This window comes from Lentzea sp. NPDC059081 (assembly GCF_042738015.1).
Lineage (GTDB): Bacteria > Actinomycetota > Actinomycetes > Mycobacteriales > Pseudonocardiaceae > Lentzea.
Genome location: NZ_JBHYGW010000003.1, coordinates 341,581 through 357,569 on the forward strand (window position 1 = coordinate 341,581; position 15,989 = coordinate 357,569).

General features: G+C 68.4%; 19 protein-coding genes, 1 tRNA gene and 1 pseudogene. 8 read left to right on the forward strand and 13 right to left on the reverse strand.

Going from position 1 to position 15,989, the window contains the following annotated elements:
* Position 1 precedes the first annotated feature (1 nt).
* The 3 genes from ACFWV3_RS09230 to ACFWV3_RS09240 form a co-directional block, all read right to left on the reverse strand.
* A complete protein-coding gene (locus tag ACFWV3_RS09230; protein ID WP_382409994.1) occupies positions 2 to 679 on the reverse strand; it encodes a protein phosphatase 2C domain-containing protein in 678 nt (225 codons plus the stop codon).
* Positions 680 to 801: 122 nt separating this feature from the next.
* The gene (locus ACFWV3_RS09235; protein ID WP_382409996.1) at positions 802 to 1,590 is read right to left on the reverse strand and encodes an SDR family oxidoreductase; all 789 of its coding nucleotides are present in this window, start codon (positions 1,588 to 1,590) and stop codon (positions 802 to 804) included.
* A gap of 27 nt (positions 1,591 to 1,617) precedes the next feature.
* The gene (locus ACFWV3_RS09240) at positions 1,618 to 1,968 is read right to left on the reverse strand and encodes a nuclear transport factor 2 family protein (protein WP_382409998.1); all 351 of its coding nucleotides are present in this window, start codon (positions 1,966 to 1,968) and stop codon (positions 1,618 to 1,620) included.
* Between the two features lie 78 nt (positions 1,969 to 2,046).
* Here ACFWV3_RS09240 and ACFWV3_RS09245 point away from each other — a divergent pair, with 78 nt between their 5' ends.
* Entirely contained in the window at positions 2,047 to 2,841 is a 795-nt protein-coding gene (locus ACFWV3_RS09245) for a MerR family transcriptional regulator (RefSeq protein WP_382410000.1), read from the forward strand.
* A 192-nt stretch (positions 2,842 to 3,033) separates the two neighbouring features.
* On the opposite strand, the gene ACFWV3_RS09250 is transcribed toward ACFWV3_RS09245, so the two are convergent.
* A tRNA-Tyr gene (locus ACFWV3_RS09250) sits at positions 3,034 to 3,114 on the reverse strand.
* Between the two features lie 119 nt (positions 3,115 to 3,233).
* Between ACFWV3_RS09250 and ACFWV3_RS09255 the strand changes: the two genes are divergently transcribed.
* A complete protein-coding gene (locus ACFWV3_RS09255; protein WP_086666415.1) occupies positions 3,234 to 3,725 on the forward strand; it encodes a YajQ family cyclic di-GMP-binding protein in 492 nt (163 codons plus the stop codon).
* Entirely contained in the window at positions 3,722 to 4,594 is an 873-nt protein-coding gene (gene rfbA, locus ACFWV3_RS09260) for a glucose-1-phosphate thymidylyltransferase RfbA (protein WP_382410002.1), read from the forward strand. Before ACFWV3_RS09255 ends, rfbA begins: the two co-directional genes overlap by 4 nt.
* On the opposite strand, the gene htpX is transcribed toward rfbA, so the two are convergent.
* The 4 genes from htpX to ACFWV3_RS09280 are packed head-to-tail and all read right to left on the reverse strand — an operon-like array spanning position 4,591 to position 6,863.
* Positions 4,591 to 5,457 (reverse strand): zinc metalloprotease HtpX, encoded by an 867-nt coding sequence (htpX, locus tag ACFWV3_RS09265; RefSeq protein WP_382410004.1) that lies wholly within the window; start codon positions 5,455 to 5,457, stop codon positions 4,591 to 4,593. The genes rfbA and htpX overlap by 4 nt on opposite strands.
* A 19-nt stretch (positions 5,458 to 5,476) precedes the next feature.
* Positions 5,477 to 5,929 (reverse strand): 4Fe-4S binding protein, encoded by a 453-nt coding sequence (locus tag ACFWV3_RS09270; protein ID WP_382410006.1) that lies wholly within the window; start codon positions 5,927 to 5,929, stop codon positions 5,477 to 5,479.
* Positions 5,926 to 6,456 carry an NADH-quinone oxidoreductase subunit C gene (locus ACFWV3_RS09275; RefSeq protein ID WP_382410007.1) on the reverse strand — a complete coding sequence of 177 codons (531 nt, stop codon included), beginning with the start codon at positions 6,454 to 6,456 and terminating at the stop codon, positions 5,926 to 5,928. Before ACFWV3_RS09275 ends, ACFWV3_RS09270 begins: the two co-directional genes overlap by 4 nt.
* Positions 6,453 to 6,863, reverse strand: a complete 411-nt coding sequence (locus tag ACFWV3_RS09280; RefSeq protein WP_382410009.1) for an NADH-quinone oxidoreductase subunit B — start codon at positions 6,861 to 6,863, stop codon at positions 6,453 to 6,455. Before ACFWV3_RS09280 ends, ACFWV3_RS09275 begins: the two co-directional genes overlap by 4 nt.
* Before the next feature lie 225 nt (positions 6,864 to 7,088).
* Here ACFWV3_RS09280 and ACFWV3_RS09285 point away from each other — a divergent pair, with 225 nt between their 5' ends.
* Positions 7,089 to 8,120 carry a LysR family transcriptional regulator gene (locus ACFWV3_RS09285; RefSeq protein WP_382410011.1) on the forward strand — a complete coding sequence of 344 codons (1,032 nt, stop codon included), beginning with the start codon at positions 7,089 to 7,091 and terminating at the stop codon, positions 8,118 to 8,120.
* A 29-nt stretch (positions 8,121 to 8,149) separates the two neighbouring features.
* Here the strand turns inward: ACFWV3_RS09285 and ACFWV3_RS09290 are convergent, their stop codons facing one another.
* The 5 genes and pseudogenes from ACFWV3_RS09290 to ddaH all read right to left on the reverse strand — a co-directional run bounded on the left by ACFWV3_RS09290 (position 8,150) and on the right by ddaH (position 11,493).
* Positions 8,150 to 8,299: a hypothetical protein gene (locus tag ACFWV3_RS09290; RefSeq protein WP_382410013.1), complete on the reverse strand. Its 150-nt coding sequence runs from the start codon at positions 8,297 to 8,299 to the stop codon at positions 8,150 to 8,152.
* Positions 8,300 to 8,439: 140 nt separating this feature from the next.
* Positions 8,440 to 8,790 (reverse strand): annotated as a pseudogene (locus tag ACFWV3_RS09295) (transglycosylase SLT domain-containing protein); the annotation flags it as partial.
* 932 nt (positions 8,791 to 9,722) lie between these two features.
* Entirely contained in the window at positions 9,723 to 10,082 is a 360-nt protein-coding gene (locus ACFWV3_RS09300; protein WP_382410015.1) for a hypothetical protein, read from the reverse strand.
* A 23-nt stretch (positions 10,083 to 10,105) separates the two neighbouring features.
* The gene (locus ACFWV3_RS09305) at positions 10,106 to 10,483 is read right to left on the reverse strand and encodes a hypothetical protein (RefSeq protein ID WP_382410017.1); all 378 of its coding nucleotides are present in this window, start codon (positions 10,481 to 10,483) and stop codon (positions 10,106 to 10,108) included.
* Positions 10,484 to 10,680: 197 nt separating this feature from the next.
* Positions 10,681 to 11,493: a dimethylargininase gene (gene ddaH / locus ACFWV3_RS09310; protein WP_382410480.1), complete on the reverse strand. Its 813-nt coding sequence runs from the start codon at positions 11,491 to 11,493 to the stop codon at positions 10,681 to 10,683.
* Positions 11,494 to 11,640: 147 nt separating this feature from the next.
* Here ddaH and ACFWV3_RS09315 point away from each other — a divergent pair, with 147 nt between their 5' ends.
* The 4 genes from ACFWV3_RS09315 to ACFWV3_RS09330 all read left to right on the forward strand — a co-directional run bounded on the left by ACFWV3_RS09315 (position 11,641) and on the right by ACFWV3_RS09330 (position 15,928).
* The gene (locus ACFWV3_RS09315; protein ID WP_109628898.1) at positions 11,641 to 12,081 is read left to right on the forward strand and encodes an Lrp/AsnC family transcriptional regulator; all 441 of its coding nucleotides are present in this window, start codon (positions 11,641 to 11,643) and stop codon (positions 12,079 to 12,081) included.
* A gap of 10 nt (positions 12,082 to 12,091) precedes the next feature.
* Positions 12,092 to 12,832 carry an enoyl-CoA hydratase gene (locus tag ACFWV3_RS09320; protein WP_382410019.1) on the forward strand — a complete coding sequence of 247 codons (741 nt, stop codon included), beginning with the start codon at positions 12,092 to 12,094 and terminating at the stop codon, positions 12,830 to 12,832.
* 211 nt (positions 12,833 to 13,043) lie between these two features.
* Positions 13,044 to 14,882 (forward strand): 2-oxoacid:acceptor oxidoreductase subunit alpha, encoded by a 1,839-nt coding sequence (locus ACFWV3_RS09325; protein ID WP_382410021.1) that lies wholly within the window; start codon positions 13,044 to 13,046, stop codon positions 14,880 to 14,882.
* Positions 14,879 to 15,928, forward strand: a complete 1,050-nt coding sequence (locus tag ACFWV3_RS09330; protein ID WP_382410023.1) for a 2-oxoacid:ferredoxin oxidoreductase subunit beta — start codon at positions 14,879 to 14,881, stop codon at positions 15,926 to 15,928. Before ACFWV3_RS09325 ends, ACFWV3_RS09330 begins: the two co-directional genes overlap by 4 nt.
* Positions 15,929 to 15,989: the final 61 nt, after the last annotated feature.

The following is a 15,989-nucleotide window of genomic DNA, read 5'->3' on the forward strand; positions in this document are numbered from 1 at the left end:
CCTACCGCTCGAGGTAGACGACGGTGGCGTCGTCGGAAACCTTCGCCCGCGGCCAGTCGACGGCCTTGGCGTCTTCCTTCTCGACAGCGCGCATCCTGCGGATCAGGTCGTCCGGCCCGTTCGCCGCCATCAGTTCGAGCGCCTGACGCCAGTCGAAGAGGTTGAACAGGTCCACCGCCCGCGCCGCGCCGTCGGACAGGATCGCCACCCGCCGCACATCACCCAGCGGGATCTCACCGGTCACGGCGTGGTCCACGTCAACGGGATCGGCACCGGCCGTGCGATTGGTGCTCGTGTCACTCACCACGCGCAGCTCGCCCTTGGTCTCGACCACCACGGTCGCGTCCCCGAGCACCAGGTAGCGCAGCACGTCGTCCTTGACCTGGACGAGCCCGACCGTCGCACTGGGACTGTCCGGGTGCTCGAGGTCGCACCCACCCCCGTGCAGCTCGCGGGTCTGCTTGATGGCCTCCGCCAGCGCCGGAGCGGGCCCGAGGTGCGCGGACCGCAACAGCTCCGCGGCCAACTGGTCGGCGAACCACCCGACCCCGTGCGCGCATCCGTTCTCGGGCTTGGCCGTGACGCCGTCGAGCACGGCGAGCAGGTTCGGCCCGACCAACGCGCGGTCCTCGCTCGGAGCGGTCGTCCGGCCGGCCTCGGTCGCCATCTGCGTGCGCACGGAGATTCCCCTCGTCTGCGTACGACGACGGGCCCCCGACCAGTCCGGTCAGAGGCCCATCGATCCTGCGCGGAGCCTACAGGCGCGGTTTCGCGGTCCGCTCCCTCTTCCGGCAACCGGCTTCAGACGGTCGGAACGGTCCCGCCGTCGATCACGTACTCGGCGCCCACGATCGCCGAGGCGCGGTCCGAGACCAGGAACCCGACCAGGTCCGCGATCTCCGCGGTGGTCGCGAACCGTCCCAGCGGCACTCCCCCGAGGGAGTCGTAGACGCTCTGCTTGGCTGCTTCACGGGTGATTCCGCCGCCCTCGGCGATCCGGTCCACGAACCTCTCGTAGGCCTCGGTCTCGATCCCGCCGGGGCTGATCGCGTTGACCCGCACACCCCGCGGCGCCAGCTCGTTGGCGAGGCCCTTGCTGTAGGTGCGCAGAGCGGCCTTCGCCGCCGCGTACGCCAGGGTCGCGTCGTGCAGGGGCAGCTCGCGCTGGATCGAGGTGAAGTGCAGCACCACGCCCGTCCCGGACTCGGCCATCGCCGGGAGGAGGGCGCGGTCGAGCCGCACCGCTCCCAGGAAGTTGAGGTTCAGCTCGGTGAGCCACTGGTCGTCCGTGATGACCGCGAACCCACCGGCCGGCGTCGACGAACCTCCGACGACGTGCACCAGGACGTCGAGCGCGCCGCCGTCCTCAGCGATCCGAGCGGCCACCGCGGCGGTGCCTTCGACCGTCGTGACGTCCGCCTCGATGAACCGGTCGGGGTGCTCGTACCCGTCGGGCATCGTCCGCGCCGTCACGTACACGTCGGCGCCTATCTCCCGCAGCCTCTCCGCGACCGCCTTGCCCGAGCCCTTGGACCCGCCCGTGACCAGCGCCCGTCGACCGTCGAGACGATCGCGATCCGAACCAGACATTTCGCTCTCCGTTGAAGATCGACGCGATCAGGACGCGTGGTTGGCGATGACGAGCTCGGCGACGAGGCCGTCCCGCACGGTGAACCGGTAGTCGAGCTCGGCGACACCGCCGGGGAAGGTGCCCTCGAGCCGCACGATCACCACCCAGCGGGTGTCGTCGACGCGGTGAGCGCCGACCTGTTCGGTCGTGTACTCGAACTCGGACCCGGCGTCCCGCAGGAAGACGCGGGCCTCCTCCCGGCCGCGGACGGTCTCGCCCTGGTCGACGAGCACCACGTCCTCGGTGAGGAACGACGAGGCGGTGTCGGCGTCGCGGACGAAGTGGGCGGCGAGGAACTCGCGGACGGTGGCCGGGAGCAGATCGGTGTGCTGTGTCATGAGCCCACCGTGCGACCTCGCGGCGAGGGAGGGTCAAGCCGTGGACTCTCCCCCTGGGAGAGAGTCCACAATGGCCGGGTGCTGACCATCGGGGAGTTCTCGCGCCTGACCCAGCTGAGCGTGCGGACCCTCCGCCGGTACCACGAGGCCGCCCTGCTGGAACCCGCCGTGGTGGACGAGAGCTCCGGCTACCGCTACTACGCCGTCGACCAGATCCCGACCGCACAGGTCATCCACCGGCTCCGCGACCTCGACGTCCCCCTCAGCGACGTGCAGCGAATCCTGCGAACCCCCGACCCAGAAGTCCGGGCCGCCCTGGTCGCGGACCACCTGCAACGCCTGGAGAACGTGCTCGACCGCACCAGAGCCGCGGTCGTGTCACTGCGACGCCTGCTCCGGCCCGACCCCGCACCGATCGACGTCGAACTGCGCGCCGAACCCGCCAGGACAGTCGCCGCAGTGGAGGCCGTGGTCGAGCACGGCGAAGTCGACGCGTGGTTCGCCGGCGCGATGGCCGAACTGGAAGCGGCCGTCGGCCCCGCCGCCACCGGACCACCGGGCGGCAACTACGACAACGCCCTCTTCGAACAGGAACGCGGCCACGCACTCGTCTACCTGCCGACCGCCACACCGCCACGCACAGGACGCGTGCATCCCGTGACTCTCCCGGCCGCCGAACTGGCCGTCACCACCCACGTGGGCGAACACGACGGCGTCGAGGTCACGTACGGCGCACTCGGAACCTGGGTCGTGGAGAACGCGATGTCGGTCGCCGGCCCGGTGCGGGAGGTCTACCAGGTCGGCCCGCGCGACTCGGCCGACCCCGCCGCGTGGCGCACGGAGATCGGCTGGCCGGTCTTCCGCGTCGGCTGAGGTGGTGAGTCCCAGAACGACGAGGCACCGGCACGCACTGAAGTGCCAACGATCCGCCACTGAGGCTGTGCCGAACTTCGGTGCGTATTCGGCACAGCGGGTTGGAAACGGGATCGAGCCATATGCGCTCGAACAGTACGACGAAGGCCCTGTGACCAGATCTCGCTGGTCACAGGGCCTTCGGTCTTGCTGTGGCGGGTAGAGGATTCGAACCTCTGTAGCTTTCGCGACGGATTTACAGTCCGCTCCCATTGGCCGCTCGGGCAACCCGCCCCGCACCGCCGTAACGGTGCGGGCAGAACAATACATAACCCCTTCGGGAGCACCCAAATCGGGGTACCCCAGTAGCATCGACGCAGGCTGTGACCCCGAGATCGTTGAGGAGTGAAGTCGTGGCGGACCCGTCGTTCGACGTGGTGAGCAAGGTGGACCGGCAGGAGGTCGACAACGCGCTCAACCAGGCGGCCAAGGAGCTGAGCACGCGCTTCGACTTCCGGGGCACCAACACCACGGTGGCCTGGGCCGGCGAGGAGGCGATCACCTTCACGTCCGAGACCGAGGAGCGGTGCAAGGCGGCGATCGACGTCTTCCAGGAGAAGCTGGTCAAGCGCAACATCTCGATGAAGGCCTTCGAGGTGGGCGAGCCCGCGGTGTCCGGAAAGGTGTTCAAGGTCACGGGAAATCTCGTGCAGGGCATCACGTCCGAGAAGGCCAAGGAGATCGCCAAGAAGATCCGCGACGAGGCGCCCAAGGGCGTGCAGGCGCAGATCCAGGGTGACCAGCTGCGGGTGTCCGGCAAGAAGAAGGACCACCTGCAGGACGTCATCGCCCTGCTGAAGGGGTCGGACTTCGGGATCGCCCTGCAGTTCACCAACTACCGGTGAAGGGCATCGTCCTCGCCGGTGGCAGCGGGACGCGCCTGCACCCGATCACGCAGGCCGTCTCCAAGCAGCTGTTGCCGGTGTACGACAAGCCGATGATCTACTACCCGCTGTCGGTGCTCATGCTGGCCGGCATCCGGGAGGTGCTGATCATCAGCACGCCGGTCGACCTGCCGTTGTTCCGGCGGCTGCTCGGTGACGGATCCCAGTGGGGCATGGCCTTCTCCTACGCGGAGCAGGCCGCGCCCAACGGGCTCGCGGAGGCGTTCGTCATCGGCGCGGACTTCGTCGGGGACGACGACGTGGCGCTGGTGCTGGGCGACAACATCTTCTACGGCCAGGGCTTCTCGTCCACGCTGCAGCAGCACGCGTCCTCTTTGGACGGCTGCGTGCTGTTCGGGTACCAGGTGAAGGACCCCGAGCGGTACGGCGTGGGCGAGGTCGACGCGACCGGGAAGCTGCTGTCCATCGAGGAGAAGCCGGCCGAGCCGAAGTCGAACCGGGCGATCACCGGGCTCTACTTCTACGACAACGGCGTGGTGGACATCGCGCGGAACCTCAAGCCGTCGCCGCGCGGCGAGCTGGAGATCACCGACGTCAACCTCGCGTACCTGCGTGAGGGACGGGCCCGGCTGGTCGACCTCAGCCGCGGGTTCGCGTGGCTCGACACCGGCACGCACGACTCGATGCTCGAGGCCGGGCAGTTCGTGCAGGTGCTGGAGCACCGGACCGGCGTGCGCATCGCGTGTCCCGAGGAGATCGCGCTGCGGATGGGCTTCATCTCCGCCGACGAGTGCTACGCGCTCGGCGAGAAGCTCGGCAAGTCCGGCTACGGCGAGTACCTCATGGCGGTGGCGCGGGCAGGCCGTTAACGGGCCCTGCGCGCCATCTCCTCGAGCCTGCGGACGCGGTCGGCGATCGGCGGGTGGGTCGAGAACCACCTCGCGAACTGCTCTCCCGAGCGGAACGGGTTCGCGATCATCAGGTGGCTCTGCGACACCACCTCCGGCTCCGGTGCGAGCGGCGCCGCCCGCGTCCCCAGCTCGATCTTGCGCAGCGCGTTCGCCAGTGCGAGCGGGTCGCCGGTGAGCTCGGCGCCCGACTGGTCGGCCTGGAACTCGCGCGACCGGCTCACGGCCAGGCGCACCACCGTGGCCGCGACCGGGCCGAGCAGCGCGATCAGCAGCAGGCCGAGCGGGCCGGGGCCGTCGTCGTCCCCGTCGCCGCCGAAGATGCCGGCCAGCAGCGCCAGGTTCGCGAGCATCGTGATCACGCCCGCCAGCGCGCCGGCCACGCAGCTGATCAGGATGTCGCGGTTGTAGACGTGCGCGAGCTCGTGGCCGAGCACCGCGCGCAGCTCTCGTTCGTCCAGCAGGTCGAGGATGCCCGTGGTGCAGCAGACGGCCGCGTTGCGCGGGTTGCGGCCCGTCGCGAACGCGTTGGGGGCGACCGTCGGGCTCAGGAAGAGCCTCGGCATGGGCTGGCGCGCCTTCTGCGACAGCTCCCGCACGATCGCGTAGAGCACGGGCTGCTCCACCTGCGACACGGGCCGCGCCCGCATCGCCCGCAGCGCGAGCTTGTCCGAGTTGAAGTACGCGTAGGCGTTCACGCCCAAGGCCAACACCAGGCCGATGACCAGTGCGGTGCGACCGAACAGGCTGCTGACCAACACGATCAGCGCGCTCATCCCGCCGAGCAGCACGGCCGTCTTCAACCCGTTGAAGTGCTTGTGCACGGTTACGCCTCCGGGTCTGCTACGTCCTACCCCTCAACGATCCTGGGCGCCTGCCAGTTCCTGTCGCCGTCTCCGGCGCGGCCTCGGCGGCCGGGTCGAGCGGCGGTGGCGGCGGGACCTTCTCCACCCACGTGGCGAGCACGTCCCGTTCGTGGACCAGCTCCGCGACGGCACCGTCGCCCTCGAGCGAGCCCGTTCCCGGATAACCGAACTCCGGCGCCCAGTGCAGGGCGTCGAACGGGCAGACCTCGACGCAGATGCCGCAGTAGAGACACTGGCCGTAGTCGATCGCGAACCGGTCGAGCACGTTGCGGCTGCGCGGGCGGGCGCTGCCGGGCTGCTCCTCGACCTCGGTGTGGCTGGTGATGTGGATGCACCAGTCGGGACACTCGCGCGCGCAGATCATGCAGACCGTGCAGTTGGCGTCCAGCAGCGCGATGACGCCCCTCGTCCGCGGTGGCAGGTTCGTCACGGCGTGCTCTCCTCTTCACGGCGCGGGCCCCACGACGGGTCCGGCACGCCAGGTGGTGCGGTGCGGCGGCGGCTCGGGGCGCTCGTGTTGTCCTCGCCGGGCTCGAGACGGCCCGGCCAGGGGCGCACGACGCGGGACGCGAGCACGAAGTCCTTGCGCAGCGGGTGGCCCTGGAAGGTGTCGGGCAGCAGCAGATGCTCCGGCTCGTCGGCGACGGCGATCCCGAACATCTCGGCGGCCTCGCGCTCGTGCCAGCGCGCACCCTTCCAGAGGTGGGCGACGCTCACGAGGGAGTCGTTCGTGCCGACCTCGGTCCTCAGCATCACGCCCTCGCGCGTGCGCGGGTCGATGACGTGCAGGAACACCGCGTGGCGCTGACCGACGGCACCGGGGCGGCCCGCGTCCTCGACGCCGAGCCAGTCGAACATGGTGTGCCCGCCGCTGTGCAGCTCGGTCGCGGCCGCGAGCCAGCCGGCGAGCTCCACGTGGTGGATCGTCTGGCCGAAGGCGGTCTTCGGGGTCGTCACGCGTTCACCAGCCCGTGCAGCGCCTTGAGGCCTTCGAGCAGCGCCTCGGGACGGGGCGGGCAGCCGGGGACGGCGACGTGGACGGGCAGGGCCTGGTCGATGCCCTTGGTGACGCTGTAGGAGTCCCAGTACGGGCCGCCGGTGTTGCTGCAGGCGCCCACGGAGATCACGTAGCGGGGTTCGGGCATGGCCTCGTAAGTGCGGAGGACAGCGGGCAACATGACGTCCGTGACGGTGCCGGAGACGACGAGGACGTGCGCCTCGCCCGCGCCGTCCACCGGCGTGACGCCGAGATCGGGAAGGCGGTCGAGAGCTGCCATCACTTCGACTCCGCAGCAGGCGAGTCCGAGTTCGAGCACGGTGACCTGGTAGGTGGTGCCCCATTCCAGGCGAGCGGAAGCCGTCACAACGGCTGAGGGTAATACTTGGGGGTCCGCCGGCTTGCGCCTGGCGGACCCCCACCCCCCAATGATTCCCCCCGGAATCGGCTCCCACGCGTGGTTGCCGGAGATAGTTTTGTACAGCTCCAGATAAGTGTCCAGCGATTCGGCAAGAGCATCTGCAGAAAACTTGCGCGCGAAATGCGGTCAAGTTCAGTTCAACTGATCGGCAGAACACCAGAGAGGGTCTCGATGTCCGGCTCGTCCCAGTTGGTGCTTCCCACCAGCACCTCGCTGCACCGCCTGCTGAACATGCCCGGCGCTCTCCTGGATACCACATTGGACCAGCTCAGGACTCTGTTGACCGTTCACGAGACCCGTTCGGCCCTGCGTGCCGCCCGCGCGCTGGGACGGGAGCAGTCGAGCGTGCAGAAGCAGCTCGACACGTTGAACAGGAACTTTCAGGAACTGTGCGGCGAACAGCTCGTGGTGAAGCAGGGCCGCGGAAAAGACGTGCTGTTCACGCCCACTGGTGAGTCGCTCGTCGAATTGGCGAGGGAGACGCTCGCGGAGTGGCTCGACGGAATTCACGAGTGCCGCCGCAAGCTCGGCACGACCGTCACCGTCGGGACCACGCGATACATGCTGGACACGCTCGCGAAGGCGTGGCACCACGTCGCCGACGAGTTCCGGGAGCGGGACGTGGACCTCAAGGTCGTGCACATCCGCACCAAGGACATCTGGACGAAGCTGGAGACGAAGGAGGTCGACGTCGTCTGCGGCAGCGTCGTGACGCACGCCGGCGCGGGCTGGGAGCGGCCGGAGTTCGACGTGATCGAGTGGCGGCGCGGCGGACTGGCGTTGCTGACGAACCTGCCCGCCTCGGTCGTCGGCGACCGGGTGCGGGTGCCGCAGCTGCGCTCGGTGCCGTTGGTGGTGCCGGGGGCTGGGCTGATCGCGGAGTTCCTGCGCGGCTGGTTCGGTCCCGACTACCGGCAGAGCATCGAGATCGCGGCCGAGATCGACGAGATCCAGTACGGCATCTCGCTGCTGCGCTCGAACCTCGTCCAGGGAGCCATGATCGTGACGTCTGGTTTGGGCGTGGTGGCGTCGAACAACGAGCTCCGGGAGGGCGGGGGCCTCCGCGTCGTCGAGCTCGCAGATGACTCGCTGGAGCGGCTTGTGGGCGTTTTCGCCCGAACGGATGAACTGGCGAAACACCCGGCCGATCATCCGCTCAACCTGCTGTGGGCGGCCTTCCAAGCAGAAGCGCCCCGGCCGTAGCCGAGGCGCTGGTGCTCGTTGCGGTACTGCTACTTCTGCGCGGGTGTCATGGCGTCGTGCTCAGGCCTGCGGGCTTCGACTTCGGGACGATGCTGGGCTTTGGCCATCTTGGCCAGCCAACTCGTCGCCTCCGAGCGGATCTTCGCCAGCTCGTCGTCGCGTGCCTGTTGCTCGTTCATCGGCCACTCCCTGCGTTCGGGAAATCGCTTCGATGGGAGCACTACCGGGCGTGTGCCCGCTAGGGCCGCCATTCTTGTGGGTGAACCTGGTTGACAGCATCGCTTGTGGACACGTTCCGCGCACCCCGACACGTCGAGCGTCAGTACCCCAGGTAGCCGCCACCCAGGTTCATGTTGACCAGACCGGGGTGGTTCTGGAAGCCGCCGTAGCGCGCGTAGGTGTAGCGGACGCCCGCGATGATGTTGTCGACCGGCGCCAGGATGTTGTCGTACCCCGGCAGCTTGTAGGCGCGGAACGTCGGGTCGATGCACTGCATGAGGCCCTTGGACGGCGTGCCGCGCATGGCGTTGGAGTCCCAGTTGTTGACGGCGTTGGGGTTGCCGTTCGACTCCTTCATGATGATCGTGTAGATCTCGTCGACGCTGCTGTTGTCGATGGCCGTGCCGTTGGCCTGCAGGACCTTGATGGCTTCCTTGATCCAGCCCTCGACCTCGCGCTGCTTGGCCGGCTTGCGCATCTCGATCTGGCGCTCGGCCTCGGCCTTGGCAGCGGCCTCGCGCTCGGCGTGCGCGTTCGCGGCGACCTTGGTGGCCTGGTCGAACGCCTGCTGCGCGTACATCTGCTGGTGCTGCAGGAGCCTGCCGACCTGGGTGCCCGGGTTGACGTTGTGCACCGTCTGGATGGTCTGCACCTGCTGGTCGGGCAGAGCGCCCAACTCGGCGGCACCCGCGGCGAGCTCCGTGGCGTTGCCGCTGGTGGCGGCGTTCGCGATGGCGGCGGTGCCGGCGGCGACACCAGCGGCGACGACGATGGCGCTCACGCGGTGGGCAAGCGGAACCTTGTCGTCCTCGGCACGGTGCGCACCGATCTTCAGTTCTGCGTTGGGCACGACCGTGTACACGGTGCGGCCGGCGGCCTTGCTGTGCCGGGCCAAGGGGGAGCCTCCTGCGTCGGGGAGCTTGGCCACCGTGCTCACTCGGCGGGGGATTCCGAGCGGGACCTAGGACCCTACGAGCTGCGGTTCCTTGTCCTGCCGGTGACCAAACCGTTATCGGCGGGCGAGAACGTAACCTCGCGTCACGAGCGCAGGCAAGCTTGAGGGCCCGCCGGGTGACTCTCGTCACGTTTTCGGGGAACCGAGCGACGACTCACTAACGGACAGTCAGCGGATTGCTTGCTCATTGCTGAAGTTCGTTCTTCGTGCGACGAACTGGCGGAGCTGTCCGTTGGTTCGGCGGCGGCTAGGTTCTCCGGTTCGGGTTAGTTCGACGACCACGCGATCGAGGGATGCTGTCACGCTTGGTAGTTGGGTCGGGGTGTGGGGGCGCTGACCTGCGGGGACTTGATCGCTGGACAGCGTTTGTTCGGGGTCTGATGAGGTGTACGGAGGGAAGGCCGCTCCGGTTCACCCGACTTTGTGGGTTACTTCTGCCGGAGTGCCTTGAGCGCCCAGTCCGCGCTGTCGGCCGGCCCCGAGTTGAACGCGATGGCGGCCTGCGGCTGGTGCCGGTGCACGAGGTTGACGACGGTTTGGAACAGCTCCAACATCTCCGCGGGCTTGCGAATGCCTCCCCCGACCACGACGCAGTCGTACGGCTTGCTGCGCAGGTGCTCGACGACTACTGCGGTGCTCGGCTCGCGGAAGTCGATCAGGCACCGATCCTCGACCATGCCCAGTTCCAGGAACCGCTCGCTGCCGGCGTCGAGGCTCGCGGCGACCGCGCCGGGTTCGAAGCCGGGAATGGAGTCGGGGGCGAAGCCGATGAGGAGAACGTGGGGCACCTCGTCGACGGTAGTGAGCCGGGCTAGCGGTTTCTTCGCTGTTCCAGCGCCTTGAGCACCCAGTCCGGACTGTCGCCGGGACTGTCGTTGAACGCGAGCGCGGCCTGCGGCTGGTGCCAGTGCACGAAGTTGACCACGACTTGGAAGAGCTCCAAGAGCCCAGGCCCCTTGCGAATGCCGCCGCCGACCACGACGCAGTCGTACTGCCTGACTCGAAGGCGTTCGACGAGCTTGGTCTGCGCGCGGCCGTCGAGCTCGTCGAAGTCGATGAGGAAGAGGTCCTCGGCCAGACCGAGCTCGGCGAATGCTCTGCTGCCCTGCTCGATGGCGGCTGCGACGGGGGCGGGGTCGAAGCCGGGGATGGTGTGCGGGTCGAAGCCGATCACGAGGATGTCGGGCACCGGGCCGAGGCTAGACCTTCCTAATAGGTACGACAGCCGGAACGACAGGCCTCAGCGCGATTCTCCGCATGCTCACCTGGTGCTGCGCGGCGTGACGGTGGCTCGTGGGCTGCGGATCGAACCGTCGTCTCCGGCGAACGACGAAGGCCCCCGGCGTCGTTGACGGGGGCCTTCGAAGCAGACTGCGTGGGCGAGGTCTAGCCGCGCAGTTCCATCGTGCAGCACTTCGGACCGCCGCCCGAAGCACGCAACTCCGAGATGTCCACGAACACGGGCTCGAACCCGCGCCGCGCCACCTGCTCGGCCAGGTGCGTGGCCTCCACAGGCATGACAACGTGCCGACCGTCAGAGACGGCGTTAAGACCCAGACAGACGGCATCGGCGTCGTTGGCGATCACCGCGTCCGGGAACAGGCGGCGCAGAACCGCCTGAGAGCCGGGAGAGAACGCCTCCGGGTAGTAGGCCACCAGTGGAGAAGGCGACTGGTCGTCGAGCATGAACAGCGCCACGTCCAGGTGGTAGAAGCGCGGGTCGACGAGCTGCAGAGACACCACAGGAACGCCGAGCACCTCCTGGGCCTCGGAGTGCGCGAGAGGGTCGGTGCGGAAGCCTGTGCCGGCGAGCAGCAAAGAGCCGGTCCAGGTGAAGTCGCCCTCGGCCTCGTTGACAGCGGTGGGCATGACGACCGACTTGTAGCCGGAGGACAGGAACCAGCGGCGGAAGTGGTCGGCCTCGGCGGCGCGCTGAGACGCCCTGAAACGCGAGCCGAGAACGCGGCCGTCGATCACCGTGCCGCTGTTGGCCGAGAAGACCATGTCCGGCAGGCCTGGCACGGGGTCGATCACCTGGACGTCGTGGCCCAGGCGTTCGTAGGTCTCCTTCAGCGCCGTCCACTGCTCCACGGCCAGCGAGGTGCTGGTGGGGCGGGTCGGGTCCATCCACGGGTTGATGGCGTACTCCACCGTGAAGTACGTCGGCGGGCACATGAGGTACCGACGGGTCGTCGGCATGCGCGTCGGCGCTAGGGGCGTGGCGATGTCGAGCGTGATCGGCTCGCCGGGCCCGGAGATGGATACCGTCATGGATCGAAATGTAAATGCCTGGCGGACCGTCGAACAACGCCGCGACATTGCGTGATCTGGGGCAGAATGTTGCGTGTGGACAGCATCGACCAGCGAATCATTTCGTGCCTCATGGCCAACGCCCGCTCCAGCTACGCGGAGATCGGCAAGGAGGTGGGGCTCAGTGCGCCCGCGGTGAAGCGGCGGGTGGACAAGTTGCTGGACAACGGCGTGCTCAGGGGCTTCACGGCGGTGGTGGACCCCGAGGCGCTGGGGTGGGGTACCGAGGCGTTCGTCGAGGTGCACTGCAAGGGGAACGTCGCGCCGCACGACATCCAGCACCGGCTGGAGCCGATGGCCGAGGTCAGTGCCGCCTACACGGTGTCGGGGGCGGCGGACGCGATCGTGCACCTGCGCGCCGCGGACATCCACCACCTCGAGACGGCGCTGGAGCGGTTGCGGGCCGTGGAGATCATCGACCGGACCGTGTCGACGGTTGTGCTGTCCCGCCTGCTGGACCGGCCGCTCGCACCCTAGGGTTCGGGGCATGGCCGAGGTTCTGCTGGAGTTCCGCGATTCCGTCGCCGTGATCACGATCAACGATCCGGACCGGCGCAACGCGCTCACGATCGACCTGTCCCAGGAGCTCGCGGACAAGGTCGGAGAAGCGGAACGAGGCGCCAACGCGCTGGTCGTCACGGGGGCACCGCCCGCGTTCTGCGCCGGCGCGGACCTCACGCAGCTCGGCAGTTCCAAGGACGAGGGCCTCAAGAAGATCTACCGCGGTTTCCTGGCAGTGGCGAACGCCACCATTCCCACCATCGCCGCCGTCAACGGTGCCGCGGTCGGGGCCGGGCTCAACCTCGCGCTGGCAGCCGACGTCCGGGTCGCGGGGCCGAAGGCGCGGTTCGACGCGCGGTTCCTGCAGCTCGGGATCCACCCCGGCGGTGGCATGACGTGGATGTTGCAGAGGATCACCGGGCCCCAGGTCGCCACCGCCATGACGCTCTTCGGGCAGATCTTGGACGCCGACGCCGCGGTCGAGAAGGGACTCGCCTTCGCCAAGGCCGATGACCCACTCGCGGTAGCCCTGGAGCTGGCGAAACACTCCGCCGAGGCTCCGGGCGAACTCGTGCGGACCATCAAGGCCACGATGCGCGTGACCGATGCAATGCACGACCACGCGGAGGCCGTCGAGACCGAGCTGCGGCCACAGGTCGCTTCGATCGACACTCCAGAGTTCGCTGCGAGGCTTGCCGCGATGAAGGCTCGGATCAGCGGACGTTAAGTGTTACCTTGGGTAACAGGTATTGAGGGTGACGTCGGTCGCGTTCGGGTATCCGCTGGTAGCGCTGTGCTGACCGTCCAGTCGGAGGCCCGTTGCGGCAGATGGGACGGTTCGTCTCGCCCAGTGGTACACGGCCCGTCTCGCAGGCGGTCCTGGCGACTACCCTCGCGGTGGGGCACAGCCACCCTTGGAGAGAGGTATCGGCGTAGGAATGAGCACTGAGACCCGCAAGCTGGATCGCGTCGTGATCCGCTTCGCCGGCGACTCCGGTGACGGCATGCAGCTCACCGGAGACCGGTTCACGTCGGAAGCGGCGGCGTTCGGCAACGACCTCGCCACGCAGCCCAACTTCCCCGCCGAGATCCGCGCGCCACAGGGGACCCTGCCCGGCGTGTCGTCGTTCCAGCTGCACTTCGCCGACTACGACATCCTGACGCCCGGCGACCGCCCCGACGTGCTCGTGGCGATGAACCCGGCCGCGCTCAAGGCGAACGTGGGCGAGCTGCCGGACGGCGGCATCCTCATCGTCAACACCGACGAGTTCTCGAAGCGGAACCTGACGAAGGTCGGCTACGACTCGAACCCGCTGGAAGACGACTCGCTCGAGAAGTACCAGGTGCACAAGATCGCCATGGCGACCTTGACCATCGGCGCGCTCGAGGAGACCGGACTCGGCAAGAAGGACGCGGAGCGCGCGAAGAACATGTTCGCGCTCGGCCTGCTGTCGTGGATGTACCACCGGCCGACCGAGGGCACGGAACGGTTCCTGCGCGAGAAGTTCGCGAAGAAGCCGGACATCGCCGAGGCCAACGTCCTCGCGTTCCGCGCCGGCTGGAACTACGGCGAGACGACCGAGGCCTTCGCCGTCACCTACGAGGTGGCGCCCGCCAAGCTCAACGTCGGCACGTACCGCCAGATCACCGGCAACACGGCCACGGCGTACGGCATCGTCGCGGCGGCGCAGCTGTCGAAGCTGCCCGTCGTGCTCGGCACGTACCCGATCACGCCGGCGTCGGACATCCTGCACGAGCTGAGCAAGCACAAGAACTTCGACATCACCACGGTGCAGGCCGAGGACGAGATCGCGGGCATCGGCATCGCCCTCGGTGCGTCCTACGGCGGTGCGATCGGCGTGACGTCCACGTCGGGTCCCGGCATCGCGCTCAAGTCGGAGACCATCGGCCTCGGCGTGATGACCGAGCTACCGCTGCTCGTGATCGACGTGCAGCGCGGTGGCCCGTCCACCGGTCTGCCGACGAAGACCGAGCAGGCCGACCTGCTGCAGGCGATGTTCGGCCGCAACGGCGAGTCGCCGGTGCCGATCGTGGCGCCGCAGTCCCCCTCGGACTGCTTCGACGCGGTGGTCGACGCGACCAGGATCGCGCTCAAGTACCGCACGCCCGTGCTGTTCCTGAGCGACGGCGCGATCGCGAACGGTTCCGAGCCGTGGCTGGTCCCGGACGTCGACGCGCTGCCGGACCTGACCGTCGAGTTTGCGACGGACCCGGAGACGTTCCAGCCCTACGCGCGCGACCCGGAGACGCTGGCGCGTCCGTGGGCCGTGCCGGGCACCCCCGGGCTGCAGCACCGGATCGGCGGCCTGGAGAAGCAGGACGTCACCGGCAACATCTCGTACGACCCGGACAACCACGACAAGATGGTTCGCCTGCGCCAGGCGAAGATCGACGGCATCGAGGTGCCCGACGTCGTGGTCGAGGACCCGGACGGCAACGCCAAGGTCCTCGTCGTCGGCTGGGGTTCGTCCTACGGCCCGATCGGCGCGGCGGCACGGCGAGTGCGCAAGCTCGGCCTCCCGGTCGCGCACGCGCACCTGCGGCACCTCAACCCGTTCCCCAAGAACCTGGGTGACGTGCTGAAGTCGTACGAGAAGGTCATCGTGCCGGAAATGAACCTGGGGCAGCTCGCGTTGCTGCTGAGGGCGAAGTACCTCGTGGACGCCGTGTCGTACACCAAGGTGCAGGGCCTGCCCTTCAAGGCGGAAGAGCTGCAGGACGTGCTCGCTGACGTGATCAAGGGGGTGTCGGCGTGACTGCGATCGACATCGGACTGCCCGGCCTGACCGGGGTTCCGACCACCGACGAGAAGCAGACGGCCAGGGACTACAAGTCGGACCAGGAGGTCCGCTGGTGCCCCGGCTGCGGCGACTACATCGTGCTCAACACCATGCAGTCGTTCCTGCCGTCGCTGGGTCTCAAGCGCGAGAACATCGTGTTCGTCTCGGGCATCGGGTGCTCGTCCCGCTTCCCGTACTACATGAACACCTACGGCATGCACTCCATCCACGGGCGTGCGCCGGCCATCGCCACGGGTCTCGCCGTCGCGCGGCCGGACCTGAGCGTGTGGGTGGTGACCGGTGACGGCGACGCGCTGTCCATCGGCGGCAACCACCTGATCCACACGTTGCGGCGCAACGTGAACCTCAAGATCCTGCTGTTCAACAACAGGATCTACGGCCTCACCAAGGGCCAGTACTCGCCGACCTCAGAAGAGGGCAAGGTCACCAAGTCGACCCCGCTCGGGTCGCTCGACCACCCGTTCAACCCGGTGTCGCTGGCGCTGGGCGCGGAGGCCTCCTTCGTGGGCAGGGCGCTCGACTCGGACAAGGCCGGCCTGACCTCGGTGCTGCGCCAGGCGGCGGAACACCGCGGCTCGGCGCTCGTCGAGATCTACCAGAACTGCCCGATCTTCAACGACGGCGCGTTCGACGTGCTGAAGGACGCGGACGAGGCGCAGCGGCGGATCATCAACGTCGTCGACGGCGAGCCGATCCGGTTCGGCCGCGAGGGCGAGTACTGCGTGGTCCGCGAGGGCTTCGGGCTCGCGGTCGCGAAGTCGGCGGACGTCGACGCGAGCGACATCGTCGTGCACGACGCGTCCGACCTGAACCTGTCGTTCGCGCTCTCGCGGCTCTCGACGCAGGACCTCACGCACACCGTCACGGGTGTGTTCCGGCGTGCGGACCGGCCGACGTACGACGACAGCGCGCGGGCGCAGGTCGCCGAGGCGAAGGCGACGAAGGCAGCGGACCTGAGCAAGCTGTTGCACGGCAAGGACACCTGGACCGTGGTCGGCTGACCCGGACCGACGGGAAAGGCCCCCACCGGGCTCGGTGGGGGCCTTTCTCGCGTTCTCAGGG

Coding starts and splice junctions, on each gene's coding strand:
- ACFWV3_RS09235 (WP_382409996.1), bottom strand. CDS start 1,590: ATGTCTGGTTCGGATCGCGATCGTCTCGACGGTCGACGGGCGCTGGTC.
- ACFWV3_RS09240 (WP_382409998.1), bottom strand. CDS start 1,968: ATGACACAGCACACCGATCTGCTCCCGGCCACCGTCCGCGAGTTCCTC.
- ACFWV3_RS09285 (WP_382410011.1), top strand. CDS start 7,089: ATGTCCGGCTCGTCCCAGTTGGTGCTTCCCACCAGCACCTCGCTGCAC.
- ACFWV3_RS09290 (WP_382410013.1), bottom strand. CDS start 8,299: ATGAACGAGCAACAGGCACGCGACGACGAGCTGGCGAAGATCCGCTCG.
- ddaH (WP_382410480.1), bottom strand. CDS start 11,493: ATGCCGACGACCCGTCGGTACCTCATGTGCCCGCCGACGTACTTCACG.
- ACFWV3_RS09320 (WP_382410019.1), top strand. CDS start 12,092: ATGGCCGAGGTTCTGCTGGAGTTCCGCGATTCCGTCGCCGTGATCACG.
- ACFWV3_RS09325 (WP_382410021.1), top strand. CDS start 13,044: ATGAGCACTGAGACCCGCAAGCTGGATCGCGTCGTGATCCGCTTCGCC.